This is a genomic window from Maribacter stanieri, from assembly GCF_900112245.1.
Lineage (GTDB): Bacteria > Bacteroidota > Bacteroidia > Flavobacteriales > Flavobacteriaceae > Maribacter > Maribacter stanieri.
In genome coordinates, this window is the sequence record NZ_FOYX01000001.1 from 1,223,097 (window position 1) to 1,238,850 (window position 15,754).

The 15,754-nt window shown below is 36.1% G+C and carries 15 protein-coding genes; 4 read left to right on the plus strand and 11 right to left on the minus strand.

Annotation, left to right across the window (positions count from 1 at the left end):
- Nucleotides 1-6: 6 nt before the first annotated feature.
- The 7 genes from BM296_RS05310 to BM296_RS19585 are packed head-to-tail and all read right to left on the minus strand — an operon-like array spanning nucleotide 7 to nucleotide 5,873.
- Nucleotides 7-1,557 (minus strand): M20/M25/M40 family metallo-hydrolase, encoded by a 1,551-nt coding sequence (locus tag BM296_RS05310; protein ID WP_091901954.1) that lies wholly within the window; start codon nucleotides 1,555-1,557, stop codon nucleotides 7-9.
- 57 nt (nucleotides 1,558-1,614) lie between these two features.
- Entirely contained in the window at nucleotides 1,615-2,058 is a 444-nt protein-coding gene (locus BM296_RS05315; RefSeq protein ID WP_027065214.1) for an SRPBCC family protein, read from the minus strand.
- Nucleotides 2,059-2,069: 11 nt separating this feature from the next.
- Nucleotides 2,070-3,032: a 2-hydroxyacid dehydrogenase gene (locus BM296_RS05320; RefSeq protein ID WP_027065213.1), complete on the minus strand. Its 963-nt coding sequence runs from the start codon at nucleotides 3,030-3,032 to the stop codon at nucleotides 2,070-2,072.
- Nucleotides 3,025-3,519, minus strand: a complete 495-nt coding sequence (locus BM296_RS05325) for a VOC family protein (RefSeq protein ID WP_027065212.1) — start codon at nucleotides 3,517-3,519, stop codon at nucleotides 3,025-3,027. Before BM296_RS05325 ends, BM296_RS05320 begins: the two co-directional genes overlap by 8 nt.
- Before the next feature lie 3 nt (nucleotides 3,520-3,522).
- Nucleotides 3,523-4,686, minus strand: a complete 1,164-nt coding sequence (locus BM296_RS05330; protein WP_091901956.1) for a mandelate racemase/muconate lactonizing enzyme family protein — start codon at nucleotides 4,684-4,686, stop codon at nucleotides 3,523-3,525.
- On the minus strand, nucleotides 4,683-5,570 hold the full coding sequence (locus BM296_RS05335; protein ID WP_027065210.1) for a sugar phosphate isomerase/epimerase family protein: 888 nt from the start codon (nucleotides 5,568-5,570) through the stop codon (nucleotides 4,683-4,685). Before BM296_RS05335 ends, BM296_RS05330 begins: the two co-directional genes overlap by 4 nt.
- A gap of 21 nt (nucleotides 5,571-5,591) precedes the next feature.
- Nucleotides 5,592-5,873 carry a CDGSH iron-sulfur domain-containing protein gene (locus BM296_RS19585; RefSeq protein ID WP_036145751.1) on the minus strand — a complete coding sequence of 94 codons (282 nt, stop codon included), beginning with the start codon at nucleotides 5,871-5,873 and terminating at the stop codon, nucleotides 5,592-5,594.
- 107 nt (nucleotides 5,874-5,980) lie between these two features.
- Here BM296_RS19585 and BM296_RS05345 point away from each other — a divergent pair, with 107 nt between their 5' ends.
- The 4 genes from BM296_RS05345 to recQ all read left to right on the plus strand — a co-directional run bounded on the left by BM296_RS05345 (nucleotide 5,981) and on the right by recQ (nucleotide 9,894).
- On the plus strand, nucleotides 5,981-6,667 hold the full coding sequence (locus BM296_RS05345) for a GNAT family N-acetyltransferase (RefSeq protein WP_027065209.1): 687 nt from the start codon (nucleotides 5,981-5,983) through the stop codon (nucleotides 6,665-6,667).
- A 265-nt stretch (nucleotides 6,668-6,932) separates the two neighbouring features.
- Complete coding sequence (locus BM296_RS05350; RefSeq protein WP_027065208.1) at nucleotides 6,933-7,265, plus strand: single-stranded DNA-binding protein; 333 nt, start codon at nucleotides 6,933-6,935, stop codon at nucleotides 7,263-7,265.
- A 107-nt stretch (nucleotides 7,266-7,372) separates the two neighbouring features.
- Entirely contained in the window at nucleotides 7,373-7,672 is a 300-nt protein-coding gene (locus BM296_RS05355) for a GIY-YIG nuclease family protein (protein ID WP_091901957.1), read from the plus strand.
- A 137-nt stretch (nucleotides 7,673-7,809) separates the two neighbouring features.
- Nucleotides 7,810-9,894, plus strand: a complete 2,085-nt coding sequence (gene recQ / locus BM296_RS05360; protein WP_027065206.1) for a DNA helicase RecQ — start codon at nucleotides 7,810-7,812, stop codon at nucleotides 9,892-9,894.
- Nucleotides 9,895-9,915: 21 nt separating this feature from the next.
- Here the strand turns inward: recQ and BM296_RS05365 are convergent, their stop codons facing one another.
- The 4 genes from BM296_RS05365 to BM296_RS05380 all read right to left on the minus strand — a co-directional run bounded on the left by BM296_RS05365 (nucleotide 9,916) and on the right by BM296_RS05380 (nucleotide 15,737).
- Nucleotides 9,916-11,070: a T9SS type B sorting domain-containing protein gene (locus BM296_RS05365; RefSeq protein ID WP_036145748.1), complete on the minus strand. Its 1,155-nt coding sequence runs from the start codon at nucleotides 11,068-11,070 to the stop codon at nucleotides 9,916-9,918.
- A gap of 26 nt (nucleotides 11,071-11,096) precedes the next feature.
- The gene (locus BM296_RS05370; RefSeq protein ID WP_091901959.1) at nucleotides 11,097-13,154 is read right to left on the minus strand and encodes a phage tail-like protein; all 2,058 of its coding nucleotides are present in this window, start codon (nucleotides 13,152-13,154) and stop codon (nucleotides 11,097-11,099) included.
- 191 nt (nucleotides 13,155-13,345) lie between these two features.
- Nucleotides 13,346-14,179: a phosphatase PAP2 family protein gene (locus BM296_RS05375; protein WP_027065202.1), complete on the minus strand. Its 834-nt coding sequence runs from the start codon at nucleotides 14,177-14,179 to the stop codon at nucleotides 13,346-13,348.
- Between the two features lie 94 nt (nucleotides 14,180-14,273).
- Nucleotides 14,274-15,737: a hypothetical protein gene (locus BM296_RS05380; RefSeq protein ID WP_218157863.1), complete on the minus strand. Its 1,464-nt coding sequence runs from the start codon at nucleotides 15,735-15,737 to the stop codon at nucleotides 14,274-14,276.
- Nucleotides 15,738-15,754 lie beyond the last annotated feature (17 nt).

Here is a 15,754-nt window from a genome sequence, read left to right on the forward strand (position 1 = left end):
GAGAACCTATTCGTCTTGGCCACCTTTACGTTGTGGAGATCTTGGCGTTGGCCATTCTCCTTTTTCGCCAGATCTAGGATTAATACCTAAAACGGCTTTTTCACGAGATGTTTTTTCAGGATCCTCACATGCCATATAGGTTAAAATTGCAGTAAGAATTGCGTTGTTACGCACATCATCAAATACAATTTTATCATAGGTGTCTAAATTTGTATGCCACGTGTAATTCCAGTAGTCCCAACTTAAAGAGCTTAATGAAAAAGCAGGAGCACCCGCCGCTACAAAAGATGCATAATCTGATCCACCACGACCAGGCGAACCTGGGAAAGTAGTTTCAATCTCATTCTTGTATGTTTCAGGAACTGCTTCTAACCAACGTCCTAAATAATCATAGGCATGTAAGAAACCTTGTCCAGATAAACGAACAACTCTTCCTGTTCCATTATCTTGATTGAAGACAGCTTGTACGCCGGCAACAATTTCTGGATGATCTTCTACAAAAGAACTTGAACCGTTTAAACCTTGTTCTTCACTACCCCAATGTCCAATTAAGATTGTTCTTTTTGGATTTGGGTATACTTTCTTTAAAATACGGGCAGCCTCTAACATGGTAATGGTACCTGTACCGTTATCTGTTGCTCCTGTTCCTCCATCCCAAGAATCAAAATGCGCAGACAAAATCACATATTCGTCAGGGAACTCGGTTCCTGGTATTGTTGCAATTGTATTGAACGTTGGTACTACACCAAGATCTTTTGATTCGGCTACTATTTTAATTTTGGTATCGGCACCATGTTCTACCATTCTGTATAGCATTCCGTAGTCTTCTAAAGAGATATCTACTGCAGGAATTTTTTTTGTACCTGCACTAAATATTTTGTTTGCTCCAAAACCTTCAGACCATCTAGATTGTGCAATACCAACAGCACCCGCTCTTTCAAAAGCCGAATTAATATTTCTACTGTTATAGCCAGTATTACTAATATTCTGTCTCCATTCTTTTTCTATTGAATCACGTTCCGATTTCATTTTCTCGAACGATTCTTTAGTAGCATACTCTTCCCAGTTTTCATCTGGTCTACCCGTTGGTTGCAACATGCTTACCATAACTATTTTTCCTTTAACGTTAGGAAGCCATTTTACGAAAGCTAAAGAGTCGGTAAAAGTAGGTAGTGTAATTAATGATGCCGTAACGCCTTTAGAACTTGTGCCTGGGTTCCAGGCTAATTGTGTAGCGTGTAGTGAAGCTACTCGTGGTGATACCATATCTACATGGGTAATGCCTCTTTGCCAACCTTTCCAGGTTCCCCATTGTTGGTTTTCTGAGGAAATACCCCATTTTTTATAGGTATTTATTGCCCAATCATGTGCGTTTTTCATTTCTGGAGTACCTACCAAACGTGGACCGTTGAGGTCCATTAATTCGTAAGCCAATTGCTCTAATTGAGAGTTTTCAATACCTTCTTTTTCGATGGCAGTAATAATGTCTTTTGTGGTTTGTGAAATTGCAAATGTGGTGCATAGCATATATGCACAAATGAGTAGTCCTTTTTTCATGTTCAAGATAGTTTGTTAGATGAACTAAGGTACTAATTTAAGGTCGTAAGAAGGATGTTAAAAGTTAATGGATTTCTCTATGAATTTAGGAAGACTTTCCTTAATTAAATATTCCCAACCAGCTGCACCACTTTCTCTTTTAAATTCTGGGATATCGGTTGGAAAATCTGTTATGATTTCACTTTTAACCGTTAGAAGGGTTTGTTCCTCTTTTTTTGATATTTCAAAGGTAGAAATACTCTCTCCAGGGTATTCATTGAAGGTCCAGTGATAGCAAATTTTTAAATTGGGAACTACTTCCGTAACGCTCCAATTATGTGTAAAATTATGTTCACCGGAACTTACTAGAAATTGAGTTTTAAATCCAACTTTTGGCTCAAAATTTGGAATAACATCAAAATACCATTTACGCATGTGTACTACATTGGTCAATGCTTCCCAGACTTGTTCAATTGATGCATTTAATAGTTGCTCTACAATAATGGGTTCATTCTGTTTCATGGTACTATGCTTTAGCTTATCCCTAGTTCTTTTCGATTAAAAATACAATTTGCCATTGGTTGTTCATTTCGTAGAATAGCGAGTGTATTTTCAACTGTCATAGTACACATTTTTGTGTAGGTGGTTTTAGTTAAGCTTCCCAAATGAGCAGTAACCAAAACATTATCTAATTGAAGTAACGGGTCGTTTTCATTGGGAGGTTCTTGCGCTAATACATCTGCTGCGAAACCTGCTATTTTCTTGTCATTTAAAGCAATCAACAATTCTTTTTGGTCAATAATTCCGCCTCTTGCCGTATTGATAAGTAATGCGGACGGTTTCATTTTTGAAAATGCCGAAGCATTGATGAGGTTTTCTGTTTTTGAAGTCAACGGAAGATGTAAACTAATACTATCCGATGTATTTAAAAGCTGGTTAAATTCTACAAAGGAGTAGGGGACATCTTCTTTTTTAGAACTCCAGTACACAACATGCATACCTAAAGCAGTGGCAATCTTTGCAACTTTTTTACCTATGTTTCCCATCCCGATAATACCTAATGTTTTACCGTGAGATTCATCTCCTATGTACGAACCTCTGTCCACCCATCTGTTATCTTTTACCATGCTTACCGCATTGTACAAATTCCGTTGAAGCATTAGTAATAGGGCAATGGTATGTTCTGCAATAGTATCGGCATTGGAATTTGGCGCATTCACCACTTTAATCCCTTTTTTTGTAGCCGAAGACACATCAATATTATCTAGTCCAACTCCGCAACGCGAAATAACTTTTAAGTTGGGCAATTGTTCCATTAACGATTCACGAACCTGACCTTTACCTCGTGTAATGATAGCATCAATAGCATAGTTTTCTAGCTGATGATTCAGTGATGCTTCATCATAAGCGGTTAGAATGTTCATATCCGTAGCATTCTCTAACATTTGCATCGCATCATCGGCAACCGTTTCTAGTAAAAGGATGTTCTTATTCATCGGATTTGTGGTAAAGGGTTGCGTCTTTAGATTTATACCCTCGGAAATCATTTCGCCCAGAGACATAGATTCCTTCTTTGTACAATTCGTCTTCAAAAATCTTCGGGTCAATATAATCCCCGGGTACAGAAGAAAGTTCTACCAAATTACCTGATGGGTCACGAACAAACATTTGAATGGCACCATCGGGTAATTGACGCACATTTCCCCATGGTTTAATATCAATAACACCCAGTTCCTTCATCCGAAAGAACAATGTGTTAATATCATCTACTTGAACACAGATATGACCTCTAAATGAATATGAATCTTCCCACTCCGTTAAGTGTAATTGTTGCTCTTCGTTGAATTTAAAAAATGCAGTTGGGTAATCGAACAAGAATGCGGGTATGGCTTCTAAACCCAGTTCTTCTTCGTAAAATTTGCACGCTTCTTCTAAGTTGCTTACCACTAACGCAACGTGGTTAATATGTACTGCCTTTGCCATAATTTATTGTTTAAAGTCTTTTACAAAATCCCAATTAGGTGTTAAGCCCAAACCTGGTCTATCTGGAGCTATAAGCATTCCTTCCTTATCCACTGTAATGTCTTCTTCCACCAAATCGTACATCATAGGATTACCGCCCAATGAAAATTCAATAACATTTGCTGAAGGAGAAGCGAATGCAACAGAGAGTCCCGCCATAAAAGAAAATGCAGACCCCCAACAATGTGGTGCCAATTCTAATTGATAAGTATGAGCTAATTGTGATACACGCATGGCTTCGGTAATACCTCCAATTATAGCACAATCTGGTTGTAAAACATCTAAGGCACGTTCTGCAATTAAATCCCGAACATCAAAAGCTGTGTATTCGCTTTCGCCTGCAGCAATTGGTATAAAGGTGTTTGCACGAACTTCTGCAGTGCCAATTTTATTATCGGGACTTATAGGTTCTTCAAACCAGTATAGATTACAATCTTCTACGCCTTTGGTAAATTGTTTGGCTTCCGGTACACTAAACGTTCCATGGGCATCGGTCATTAATTTTATATGGTCTGGCAATGCTTCTCGTGCTGCCTTTACCCGTTTTATACTTTCGGCAACGGTTTGGTCCATAATACCAACGCGCATTTTTACTCCGCCAAATCCTTTTTTCGTGTAGCCTACTAATTGTTCGCCAATAGCATCGGCTTTTGCCCAACCACCACTTGCATATGCAGGCATTTTATCGCGACAGCTTCCACCTAACAATTCAACGACAGGAGCACCTAAAGTTTTTCCTTTAATATCCCAAAGGGCAGTATCAATACCACTCATGGCAGAAATGGTTAATCCTCTTCTTCCTAAAATTGGAAATTTACGCCCTCTAGAAAGTGAATAGTGGTCTCTGGTACCATTGTAAACATGCTCCCAAATACGAGAAATATTACGGGCATCTTTACCAATTAATTGTGGCTTTAATTCATTTTCGATGCAACTCACAATAGAGGCGCAGGATCCAGAAGAACCTACTGCGGCTTTTGCTTCGCCAAAACCTTGTAACCCGGTATCGGTTGTTACAACGACCAATGTCATATCAAAGTTTGTTAATAGACCGTAATCTGAAAAATGTTGTTTTTCTTTTGGTATAGGGCAGCGTAACCAAAAGGCTTCTATATTGGTAATTTTCATTTGATAAGGTCTTTTAAGGTGTCTATTGATTTTTTGGTAAGCATGGTATAAAACTCATCGGTAGTAGCAGAACTACCATGGTCTTCCAAGAATTTCTTTTGTTCAGCGGTCAGTCCTTCCGGATTGGTTTCAATTGAGTTTGGATATAGATTTGCAGGGGTACGGTCTAATGGAGCGCAAAACTCTACCGATAATACTTTGTTATACTCAATTTCTTTAAGAGTGTCAATAATTTTAGTCCAGTTGAGGTGGCCCATGCCAGGTGCCATTCTGTTATTGTCCGCAACATGAAAATTTACCAATCGCTTGCCGACTTTCTTCATCGTTTTGAACATATTTTCCTCTTCTAGGTTCATATGAAACGTATCTAAACAAACTCCACAATTAGGACCAACAGCTTCGGCTAATGCCAAAGCTTGTTCCCCTCTATTTATAAAATATGTTTCAAAACGGTTGATGGGTTCAATACCAATTTTCAGCCCATGGTCTTCCGTATACTTATAAATTTCTTGGATACCTTCAACAGCCCATTCCCATTCTTCGTCGGGTCTGGCATCGGGTACAATTTTACCTACCGTTGCTGGTACTAATGAAATGACTTTACCACCCAATTCATAAACCATTTTAGCAACGTCTTTTACATATTGCACAGACATTTTACGTTGAGCAGGGTCTTTAGCAAGTAAGTTTCGCTGTTCTAACATTAAGGTTACAGATCCCCAACATTTTATACCGTATAAGTCTAAGAGTAATTGAGTCTTTTTTATATCATAACTCTCAGGAGCACCTTGTATTTCTAAATGAGTGTAATCTAATTTGTTGATTCTGCTTAGTGTGTGCTCTAAAGATTCTGCACGCATCCAATTATGTATTGCTAATTCCATTGGTAGGTAAGGTTGTTTTGTTTATCCAGTATATTCTATCTTTCTATGAAATCCATCACAGAATGGTTTGTTGTCAGAAACTCCACATCTACAAAATCCTGTAGTGCCCTCTTTTGTAACAATCTCGCCAGATGCCAATTGTATTTGTAAGTTTCCTTTAATTTTTAATGACCGTTGTTTGCTACAATGTATCTGTAACGCATTGGTCTTTAGATGTAATTTCTTCCATTTAGTTTGTTCATTTTTATAAGCTTTTAAGGTAGGTAAAAAATATTTCTTTTGCCTACTTACAGGTACAACCAATTGCTAAATTTTGTTATTATTTATATAACCGAGTATGAAAAGATATTGGTGGAACTTGAATATTTCAATTGTTGTTTATTTAATTTTACGTTTTATAATTTACGCTAATGGCAGACTTAGAAGAACAACTTAATAATCCGGTTTGGTATTCCTTAAATGAAACTCATAAAAGGTTTGCTGTGGAATTTGATGGTGTTCAGTTTTATGATCAAGAGGTATGTACTTTTGGGTCCTTTTTTGATGATTCAAAAACGATTGTAGCTGCGAACAAATATTCAAAAACTACAGGTAGTTTTTTCTTTGTTTCAGAGAATCAAACTCCGAAAATAGACGCAGCTAGAATTGTGTTAGAGAAAAAGATTGATGGTTGTCAAATGGTTTTAAATGAACTACCAGAGGTGTCGATAACCGAAGAGATTGTGCTTTTAGGCGATGAGTATATTGATGAAATATATAATTTAGTCCAGTTAGTAATGCCTGGTTATTATAGAAGAAGAACTTTTGAAATGGGGAATTACTATGGTATATTTAAAGAAGGCAAATTAGTTTCAATAACCGGTCAACGAATGCAAACTAATCTTTTTATAGAAGTTAGTGCAGTAGTTACACACCCTGATTATACACGAAAAGGATTGGCAAAACAGCTAATTGCACATACTACAAAACAAATTTTAAAAGCGCATAAAACACCCATTTTGCATACCAATAAAGGAAACCTTGCTATTCCTCTTTATGAGAAATTAGGATTTCAATTAACCAGAGATATGAACTGGTGGTTGTATCGGAAAAAATAGAATCTTATTTTTTTAATGCCTTTAGGATATCGATTATTCGTTATTATTTGATGCTTATTTCTCAATTTTCCTTTTCTATTAAGTTTAATAATTGTAGGTAACTATATTTAAATCAATATTATAAAAGTTTTCAAACGACTGTAAACGATTACAAACGATAGTAAGTGTTTATAACCCGATTAAAGTTTCAATGCTGTTCTAGGTTTGCAGTGTCGAGTCAATAAGGCTTGATAGTATAAACTGTTAAACCATTAATAATAATAAGATGAACGCATTAAAAAACAAAGTACAGTTAATTGGAAACTTGGGGCAAGACCCAGAAATTATTAATCTAGAAGGTGGTACCAAATTGGCAAAATTTTCCATTGCCACTACCGATAGTTATAAAAATGCTAAAGGAGAAAAAGTAGATGATACCCAATGGCATAATGTGGTTGCTTGGGGTAAAACGGCAGAGATAGTAGAGAACTTTTTAACTAAAGGAAAACAAGTAGCCGTAGAAGGTAAACTTACCCATCGTTCTTATGAAACCAAAGAAGGTGAAAAAAGATACATTACCGAAGTTAGATGTAACGAGTTATTGATGTTGGGTAAATAACGTGAACGTCTTCACGAGGAGGAACGACGAAGTGATCTGTAAGTTTGGAACACGAATTGGTAGATTGCTTCGTGCCTCGCAATGACGTCAATTTTAATTAAATCGAAATGAAAACTTCATATATTTATTTCATGACGAATAAAAATCATACAGTTATTTATACTGGTATAACAAGTAATTTGTTGAGGCGAGTTTACCAACATAAAACCAAGTACTTTATAGGATTTACTTCCAAATATAATTGTAATTTTTTAGTGTATTATGAAGAGTTTTTTGATGTTAATTTGGCAATTGAAAGGGAAAAACAAATTAAATCGGGGAATCGAAAAAGAAAAGAAGAATTGGTGAATTCAGTAAATCCTAATTGGGAGGATTTATCTGATGGATGGATATTTGAATGTAAATAACGTTTTAACGAGGCTTTACGATAAAGTAATCAGTTTAATTTTAAACACGAATTTCGTAAATAACTTTCTGCCTCTTGAAAATTTCATTCTTAGATTATCCCGAGTAAAGACAATTTCAAACACTATTTTTGCATAACATGATTTCAATAGAACAAGATTTACTCCCTTTATTAAAAAAGCACTTTGGTTACGATTCTTTTAAGCCAAATCAATTATCAATTATTGAAGATGCTTTAGGTAAAAAAGATGTATTGGCAATTATGCCTACTGGTGGCGGTAAGTCTCTTTGTTATCAATTAACGGCATTGGCATTAGAAGGAACTGCAATAGTAATTTCTCCGCTAATTGCTTTGATGAAAGATCAGGTTGATGTTTTAAAGGCGAACGGTATTGCAGCTGAATATTACAATAGCTCGCAATCTCAAGAAACCCAACAAGAGATACTTAAAAAGTTAGAGAAAGGGGAGTTAAAACTATTCTATGTGGCTCCAGAAAGTCTTGGATTCTTCAACGGAATTTTAGAAAATCTGAATATTAGTCTTTTTGCTGTAGATGAGGCTCATTGTATTTCTTCATGGGGACACGATTTTAGAACTGCATATACACAATTAGGTGGGTTAAAAAGAAGGTTTCCCAATATCCCGGTAATGGCTCTTACTGCGACTGCCGATAAAACAACGCAAGACGATATTGTTGATCAATTAAGAATACCTCACGCAGAGCGTCATTTAGCATCTTTTAATAGACCTAACCTATACTTGGATGTTAAACCTGCTCAAGATCGTATAAAGCACATTTTAGATTTTTTAGATGACCGACCTTTTGAAAGCGGTATTATTTACTGTTTAAGTCGTAAGAGCACAGAGTCTATTGCTGAAAAATTAAAGAATGCAGGTTTTAAGGCAAAAGCGTATCATGCGGGTATGTCATCTGATGAGCGTTCTAGTGTGCAAGAAGAATTTATTACTGATAAAGTGCCAATTATTGCTGCTACCATTGCTTTTGGGATGGGTATAGATAAAAGCAATGTACGTTGGGTTATTCATTATAACCTTCCGAAGAATATAGAAGGATATTATCAAGAAATTGGTCGTGGTGGTCGTGACGGACTCCCAGCTCATGCATTATTATTTTACAGTTTTGCCGATGTGGCTCAATTACGTCGGTTCATTACCCAAAGTGAAAATGCCGATGTTGAATATGCAAAATTAGAGCGTATGCAGCAATTCGCCGAGGCATTGAGTTGTCGCAGAATTGCTTTGTTAAATTACTTCGGAGAGCAAGTAACAGAAGGTTGTGGTAATTGTGATATCTGTAATTCTCCCCCTGCTTATTTTGACGCAACCTTGTTGGCGCAAAAAGTATGCTCTGGTGTTGCTCGGTTAAAAGAGCGAGAACCGATGGGTATGGTGATCGATGTTTTAAGGGGTGCGCAGAATGCACACGTTTTAGAGAAAGGCTATCAGAACATAAAAACTTATGGCGCGGTAAAAGATATCTCTTGGTTAGACTTACAGCAATATGTAATTCAATTGCTGAATCAAGGGGTTTTGGATATCAACTTTAGAGAAGGAGCGCGACTTGGGTTAACTGCACTTGCAAAAGATGTGCTGTTTTCTAATAAAAAAATAGAGCTTGCTGTCTTGCAGAAAGAAACCGAAAAGAAAAAGGTTGCCTCTAAAGCACGAGCTAAAAAGACAGATTTATTTGAAAAGCTTCGCTTGTTAAGACAACAAATTGCAACTGAGCAAAATGTACCAGCATATGTGGTTTTCGGTGATGCAAGTTTAAAAGATATGGAAGTTAAACTCCCGAAGAATAAAGCAGAATTTATGGAGGTTTCTGGGGTGGGGCAAGCTAAATTAGAAAAGTATGCTGATATTTTTATTGATGAAATAGCTAAGCATGCTCCAAAGAAGAAATCAAAAAAAGCGACCCATGATAAAACGTTTGAACTGTTTAGCAAAGGATCAACGGTTTCAGAAATAGCAACTGAACGAAATTTATCTGAAAATACTATTTACGGACACCTAATGAAAAAGCATGCTGAAGGTGAGGATCTCGATTTAAATCAATTTGTAAGTGCTGCAGAAATAGCTGAAATAGAGAAGGCTAAATCAGAGTTAACCGAAGCAACTGGTTTAAAGGACTACTTTGAATTCTTTGAAGAAAAAGTACCATATTGGAAAATTAAGTTTGCTCTTTATATGTTAGATTCATAATAATTATGATTTCAACACTATTTACCTGTCAATATATAAGTATCCTTGTAAAACAAACTCACCGCCATTAACGGCTGCTATGTAATAATATATTCCTTGAGCCAATCCTGAATCTCGATCTATAGCAGCAATACTTTTTCCTGTTTCTCCATTGAATTCATTAATATAATTTTCTGCTTCATAAACAAGTAATCCATTTCTATCATAAATTTGGAGCACATTATTTTCAAATTCGGCGAGTTCTTCAATTACAAAGAAATCGTTAATTCCATCTCCATTAGGACTTATTATATAGTGATATCCATCTAATGGAAGTTTTGGTTGTTCAACTTCATCTATTGGTAATACTCCAAAAGTGATAGCTGCATATTCATCTGGTATAAACGACGATGAAGTTAAAAAACCGCTTGCTAAATCACCTGTATTTCTAATTCCCCCAAGGTTTTTCCATTCAGATGTAGAAATTTCGAAACCTACGATTCTGAGTTGATTAATATCCTCTGTAATACTTTCAATACTACTTCGGTCGTTCCAATTAATTGTAATTGAAACCTTATTTGATCCTTCTAAAATCCAGTATTCGTTGGTATTTATATTAGCAACTTCTTGATTGTTGCTGAAAGGGTACGTATTTGTACTATCCTCAAAAAGATAACCGGCTGTAAATTCTGAGTTTATATCTGTAGTTTCTGCGGATAAGGGTCTTAAATAATCAGCATCACCAATAGGAAACATAAATCGATCAGAGACATCTGCTTTTACAAAACCATTTACTTTAGAAAAATCAGATGCTCCATTTGAAAAAGCTGTAGGTGTAAAATCTAAATGATTTGAACTTTCCACTTTAGAGGTTTGTAAATCTCCGATAATAAAATTAGCATTATTGCTAACCACAATCGGAATATTTAGAAAAATATTACTGGCATTTGCAATTTCTAAATCATATAATTTTGGTGTAATAACTCCAGAAACATTAAAATAAGTTTCGCCATAAAAACCTACTAAACCACTATTACTAAAAAAATATCCATCATTTTCCAATGAATTGTAAAGTCCGATTTGACCGTCAGTATGAACTTCTAAGTCCCCATAATTTTTCATTTTTTGACTATACAGATTTGACCCTGTAAGAAAGAGTAGTATTAGAATGGTATAGGTGTATTTTTTCTGTTTCATAAAATGGAATGTCAATTTGTATCGACCTATAATGATCTTCTTAGTTTCAATTCTGCATTTAATACATGTAATACACCAGTTGATAATAGACTTCTAGACATTCTTAATTCTATTACGTCGCTACCGGTACTTGTATATTCAAAGAATCTATTAGTTGGGGCTGAAGTAAGGTTGATAACATTGGGCCATATATTTAAAACAGGAGTTACTCTTGTCCCGTTTACATAAATAGCAAACCTATTCTTGAATATCCCTACAGTTTCTAAAATTTCCCATTGTATTTCTCCTACATATTTTGCTCCGGATATATTACTTATTACGGGATTAAAAGTATGAGCCACTATACTTAAATCAACAGCGTCGTGGCCAAGAATGTCAGAAGTACTAAATGCACTTGCTTGAGTTAGAATTTCTGTTTTTAAGTATGAAGCAAGTGCTGAAGTGCTTAAAGTCGTATCAGTAGTGGGACTGTCTAGATTTTGAACTATAGCTGTAGTTCCATCTATTCCATCTGCTCCATCATCACCTTGCAGACTTGCTAGCCATTGTGCTTCAGTTCCCGAGAATCCGTTATTCGTTGCTATTTGGAAAGCGCTTAGTCCATCGTCTCCGTCGGAGCCAGCAGAACCAGTTGCTCCGTCATCGCCATCCTGACCGTCAGTTCCATCGGTACCTTCCAGGCTTACTAGCCATTGTGCTTCGGTTCCCGAGAAGCCGTTATTTATGGCTATTTGAAATGCGCTTAGTCCGTCGTTACCATCAGCTCCATCAGCTCCATCATCACCTTGCAGACTTGCTAGCCATTGTGCTTCGGTTCCTGAAAATCCGTTGTTCGTTGCTATTTGAAATGCACTCAGTCCGTCATCGCCATCTTGACCGTCAGTTCCTTCGGTACCTTCCAGGCTTGCTATCCATTGTGCTTCGGTTCCTGAGAATCCATTATTCGTGGCTATTTGAAATGCACTCAGTCCGTCATCACCATCTTGACCGTTAGTTCCATCGGTACCTTCCAGGCTCGCTATCCATTGTGCTTCGGTTCCTGAGAATCCGTTATTTGTGGCTATTTGAAATGCGCTTAGTCCGTCGTTACCATCAGCTCCATCATCACCTTGCAGACTTGCTACCCATTGTGCTTCAGTTCCCGAGAATCCGTTGTTCGTTGCTATTTGGAAAGCGCTTAGTCCATCGTCACCATCGGTGCCAGCAGAACCAGTTGCTCCGTCATCGCCATCTTGACCGTTAGTTCCATCGGTACCTTCCAGGCTTACTAGCCATTGTGCTTCGGTTCCTGAAAATCCGTTGTTCGTTGCTATTTGAAATGCGCTTAGTCCATCGTCTCCATCGGTACCAGCAGAACCAGTTGCTCCGTCATCGCCATCTTGACCGTCAGTTCCATCGGCACCTTGCAGACTTGCTAGCCATTGTGCTTCGGTTCCTGAGAATCCGTTATTTGTGGCTATTTGAAATGCACTCAGTCCGTCATCGCCATCCTGACCGTCAGTTCCATCGGTACCTTGCAGGCTTACTAGCCATTGTGCTTCTGTTCCCGAGAATCCATTGTTTGTGGCTATTTGAAATGCACTTGATCCGTCCTCACCATCAGTTCCATCGGTACCTTGCAGGCTTGCTAGCCATTGTGCTTCAGTTCCTGAAAATCCGTTGTTTGTGGCTATTTGAAATGCGCTTAGTCCGTCGTTACCATTTTCTCCCTTTAAACTCTCAGAATTAGGTGATGTAAACGTTGTGCCGTCTGATGATGTTAAGGTGTAAGAACCATCATTATTATCAGTAATTGTAATTGCATTGTTAGAACTATTACATATGTTTTGCCATAGGGTTCCATTAAATAAGTGCACGCATTTGCTATCTATATTATAAACTAGGGCACCTTTCAAAGGCATTATACTCAACATTTGAGCATTAGTAACCCTTGTTAATACTAGTACCTTAGAAGTACTTTCAAGTTCTAAAAGTGATGTGGCATTAATTGTGCTTACATCGTCTCCAATTTTTACTTGTGCGAAGGTGTTTACATATGTAAATAAAAGTAGGAAAAATAAGATGTAAGTTTTGTTTGATATCATAGCCTTTTTTATTTTAAAGGCTAATTACATTATTATAAGGGGATTATGTAATTATATGTTGTGAAATGTAAGAAATAACATCTGAAATAATGTAATTTTGTTGTAAGAATAAACTTATAATTGTTTATAATTATTTTTTAAGAACTACATCCATTAGCTAATGAATTTTAAAAAATAACTACATAACGCTATCAAAAATTTACCGTAACTCCCATTTGACCCGGGCCAAAATTTAAATTCCAACTTACCATTTTTTGTTGGTTATTGTATTTTTCGTCATACTTTTTATCGAGATATCTATCAATAGATTCTACAGTTGCAATACTAATGGCAAATGCAAACACCATATCGCTTAACCAATGTTGGCCATCCCATACACGAGAGACACCAGGTATAGCTCCTAAAGTATAAATACCGGCTTTTACCCACGGATTTTTAAATTGCTTACCAATGGCATATGCATTTGTAAAAGCTAATAAAGCATGTCCGGATGGAAAGGAATGAAAATTTCTACTTGAGTTAAATGGATCAAAAGTATCTTTACCTAAGTCTGCTAATGGTCTTGCTCTACCTACAACAGATTTTAAGACTTGTTGTAGAAGTCCGGCAGATGTTGCTGATGAAATTAATAATACCCCTGTTCTTCTTAGTTTTTCATTTTTAGTAATCAATCCCGCCGCATACACTCCTGATGTGGCTAAATAATTATTTGCGGGACTACCATAAAACTCACCATAATCACGTATAAATTTTGGAATACCTTCTCTATTGTTTCTAATGAACCTAGAAGTATTGTCATCTGCCAAATAAACAAGACCTGTTCCACCAACGACAGCACCAAATTGAGCCCATTGTTTTCCTTGCCAATGTAAAGGTCTGGCGTATGAATAACCTACACCCTTAAACATATTTTCGACATCGTATTTAACCATATCCCAACGCGTTTCGGTAGAATCCTTACTAGAATTTTGCGCAGTTAAAGAAATACAAAGGGTTATAACTAAGAGGGTTATTAACTTTTTCATGGGGTAAATTTAAACTTATCGGTTATTTAAAAATAATCTGTATCAATTATTTTTAAATTCAAAAGAGAATTATGTATCGTAATTATATAGGTTTCTATTGAAAAGAACGTAATGTATATGTTTTATGATAGGCATCATAATTTCCAAGAATATAGGCATTATTCATTTTAAAAACGGTTCTACCGTTAGGGGAAATATTATGTTCAACTTCAAACGCTTCTATCAAATCGAAGCGGTTTTCTTTCAATTGTCCATTTTGGTGTTCAAAATTTGAATTGAATAATGCATCTACTTGAATAGCTTTTGTAGCAGTATAAGACTGGTAAGCAAAAAAAGTAGGGTTAAAGAAAACAGTTACAGCGCCAAAGGTAGCAATAGGTATACCGAAACCTGGCATCATAGCCATTGCATTACTGCTTCGTTCAATTACGCCACCATATGAAATTTGTTTAAGGTTATCGTGATTCTGTACAGCTATACCTACTTTACCTCTACTCATTTTTCTTAGTAGTACGCCGGTGTACTCAAAAGTTCTGTGGTTATCAAAGGTGCCGCCAGTCTGTATTATTGATGAATTTTTAAATTTAATCTTTTCGTTCTCATGGGCACTGTACTCATTAATTAACTCTCCGGTTCTAAAATTTAGAGCCCTCAAATGAAAGGCTCTTTTAGTACTTACGATTTGATACAAAATATCCTTATCCACAAATGAGTTGCTGGTCTTTTCTTTATAACTCCAATTCCCCATAGCTTTTTGAAAGCTTGTGGCGTACCCTATTAATTTTTCTAAATCTATGTCTACTATTTGGGTGATATCATTATTACTGTCAAAAGTTATTGTGATAAAATTTTCATTTTGATAAATTTTAGTAGAATTACAGGCAATTTCTAGCGTTGTTGGATTTTCTTTTTCAATCTTCACTATATCAACAGACTTATCTAAACCATACAGTCCAGTATTTATGGTCATCATGTCATATAAATCTTTAACCTTCTGTTTTTTGTTTAAAAATGAATGGTGGGAGAAGTCTATAGAATGTTTAGTAAAATCTGTTTGATTGTTGAAACGGTATATGTTAATTATTGCTGTATTAGGAAGAATTGTAAGAACATGAAATTTATTATTGTATTCTGCAGTTTGTATTATTTCTTCATAGCCTAGGTCTAGGTCTATTTCATTAAATTCAACTATATTCTTCTCAAATGAAAAATGTGAAGATGCAAATTTACGTCGGTTTTTAGTAGTCAAATAGACAACAAAATCTTGATTTTTTAAAATGGTTTGTCCCAATACTTGTTTGAACGCTCTTGCCTTATCTTGAAAATTTAGCTCGGCAATAATTTCATTTGATTCATCAAATAAATAACCGTCAATTACTTTTCCGCGTAAAAAAATGAGAGCAAATCTGTTTTGCGTTTCATCTACTAAGGGTAGTACTTCGTCCGGAGTAATGATTCTATTTTCATAAACATTATTTATTTTGGCAAATTCTTCTTGAGCCATACTTTTATTGATGAAAACCAATAAAATTAATAATAGGGGATACTTTATATGCATTAAGAACCATTTATTGT

Coding starts and splice junctions, on each gene's coding strand:
- BM296_RS05310 (WP_091901954.1), bottom strand. CDS start 1,557: ATGAAAAAAGGACTACTCATTTGTGCATATATGCTATGCACCACATTT.
- BM296_RS05315 (WP_027065214.1), bottom strand. CDS start 2,058: ATGAAACAGAATGAACCCATTATTGTAGAGCAACTATTAAATGCATCA.
- BM296_RS05320 (WP_027065213.1), bottom strand. CDS start 3,032: ATGAATAAGAACATCCTTTTACTAGAAACGGTTGCCGATGATGCGATG.
- BM296_RS05325 (WP_027065212.1), bottom strand. CDS start 3,519: ATGGCAAAGGCAGTACATATTAACCACGTTGCGTTAGTGGTAAGCAAC.
- BM296_RS05330 (WP_091901956.1), bottom strand. CDS start 4,686: ATGAAAATTACCAATATAGAAGCCTTTTGGTTACGCTGCCCTATACCA.
- BM296_RS05335 (WP_027065210.1), bottom strand. CDS start 5,570: ATGGAATTAGCAATACATAATTGGATGCGTGCAGAATCTTTAGAGCAC.
- BM296_RS05345 (WP_027065209.1), top strand. CDS start 5,981: ATGGCAGACTTAGAAGAACAACTTAATAATCCGGTTTGGTATTCCTTA.
- BM296_RS05350 (WP_027065208.1), top strand. CDS start 6,933: ATGAACGCATTAAAAAACAAAGTACAGTTAATTGGAAACTTGGGGCAA.
- BM296_RS05355 (WP_091901957.1), top strand. CDS start 7,373: ATGAAAACTTCATATATTTATTTCATGACGAATAAAAATCATACAGTT.
- recQ (WP_027065206.1), top strand. CDS start 7,810: ATGATTTCAATAGAACAAGATTTACTCCCTTTATTAAAAAAGCACTTT.
- BM296_RS05365 (WP_036145748.1), bottom strand. CDS start 11,070: ATGAAACAGAAAAAATACACCTATACCATTCTAATACTACTCTTTCTT.
- BM296_RS05370 (WP_091901959.1), bottom strand. CDS start 13,154: ATGATATCAAACAAAACTTACATCTTATTTTTCCTACTTTTATTTACA.
- BM296_RS05375 (WP_027065202.1), bottom strand. CDS start 14,179: ATGAAAAAGTTAATAACCCTCTTAGTTATAACCCTTTGTATTTCTTTA.
- BM296_RS05380 (WP_218157863.1), bottom strand. CDS start 15,737: ATGCATATAAAGTATCCCCTATTATTAATTTTATTGGTTTTCATCAAT.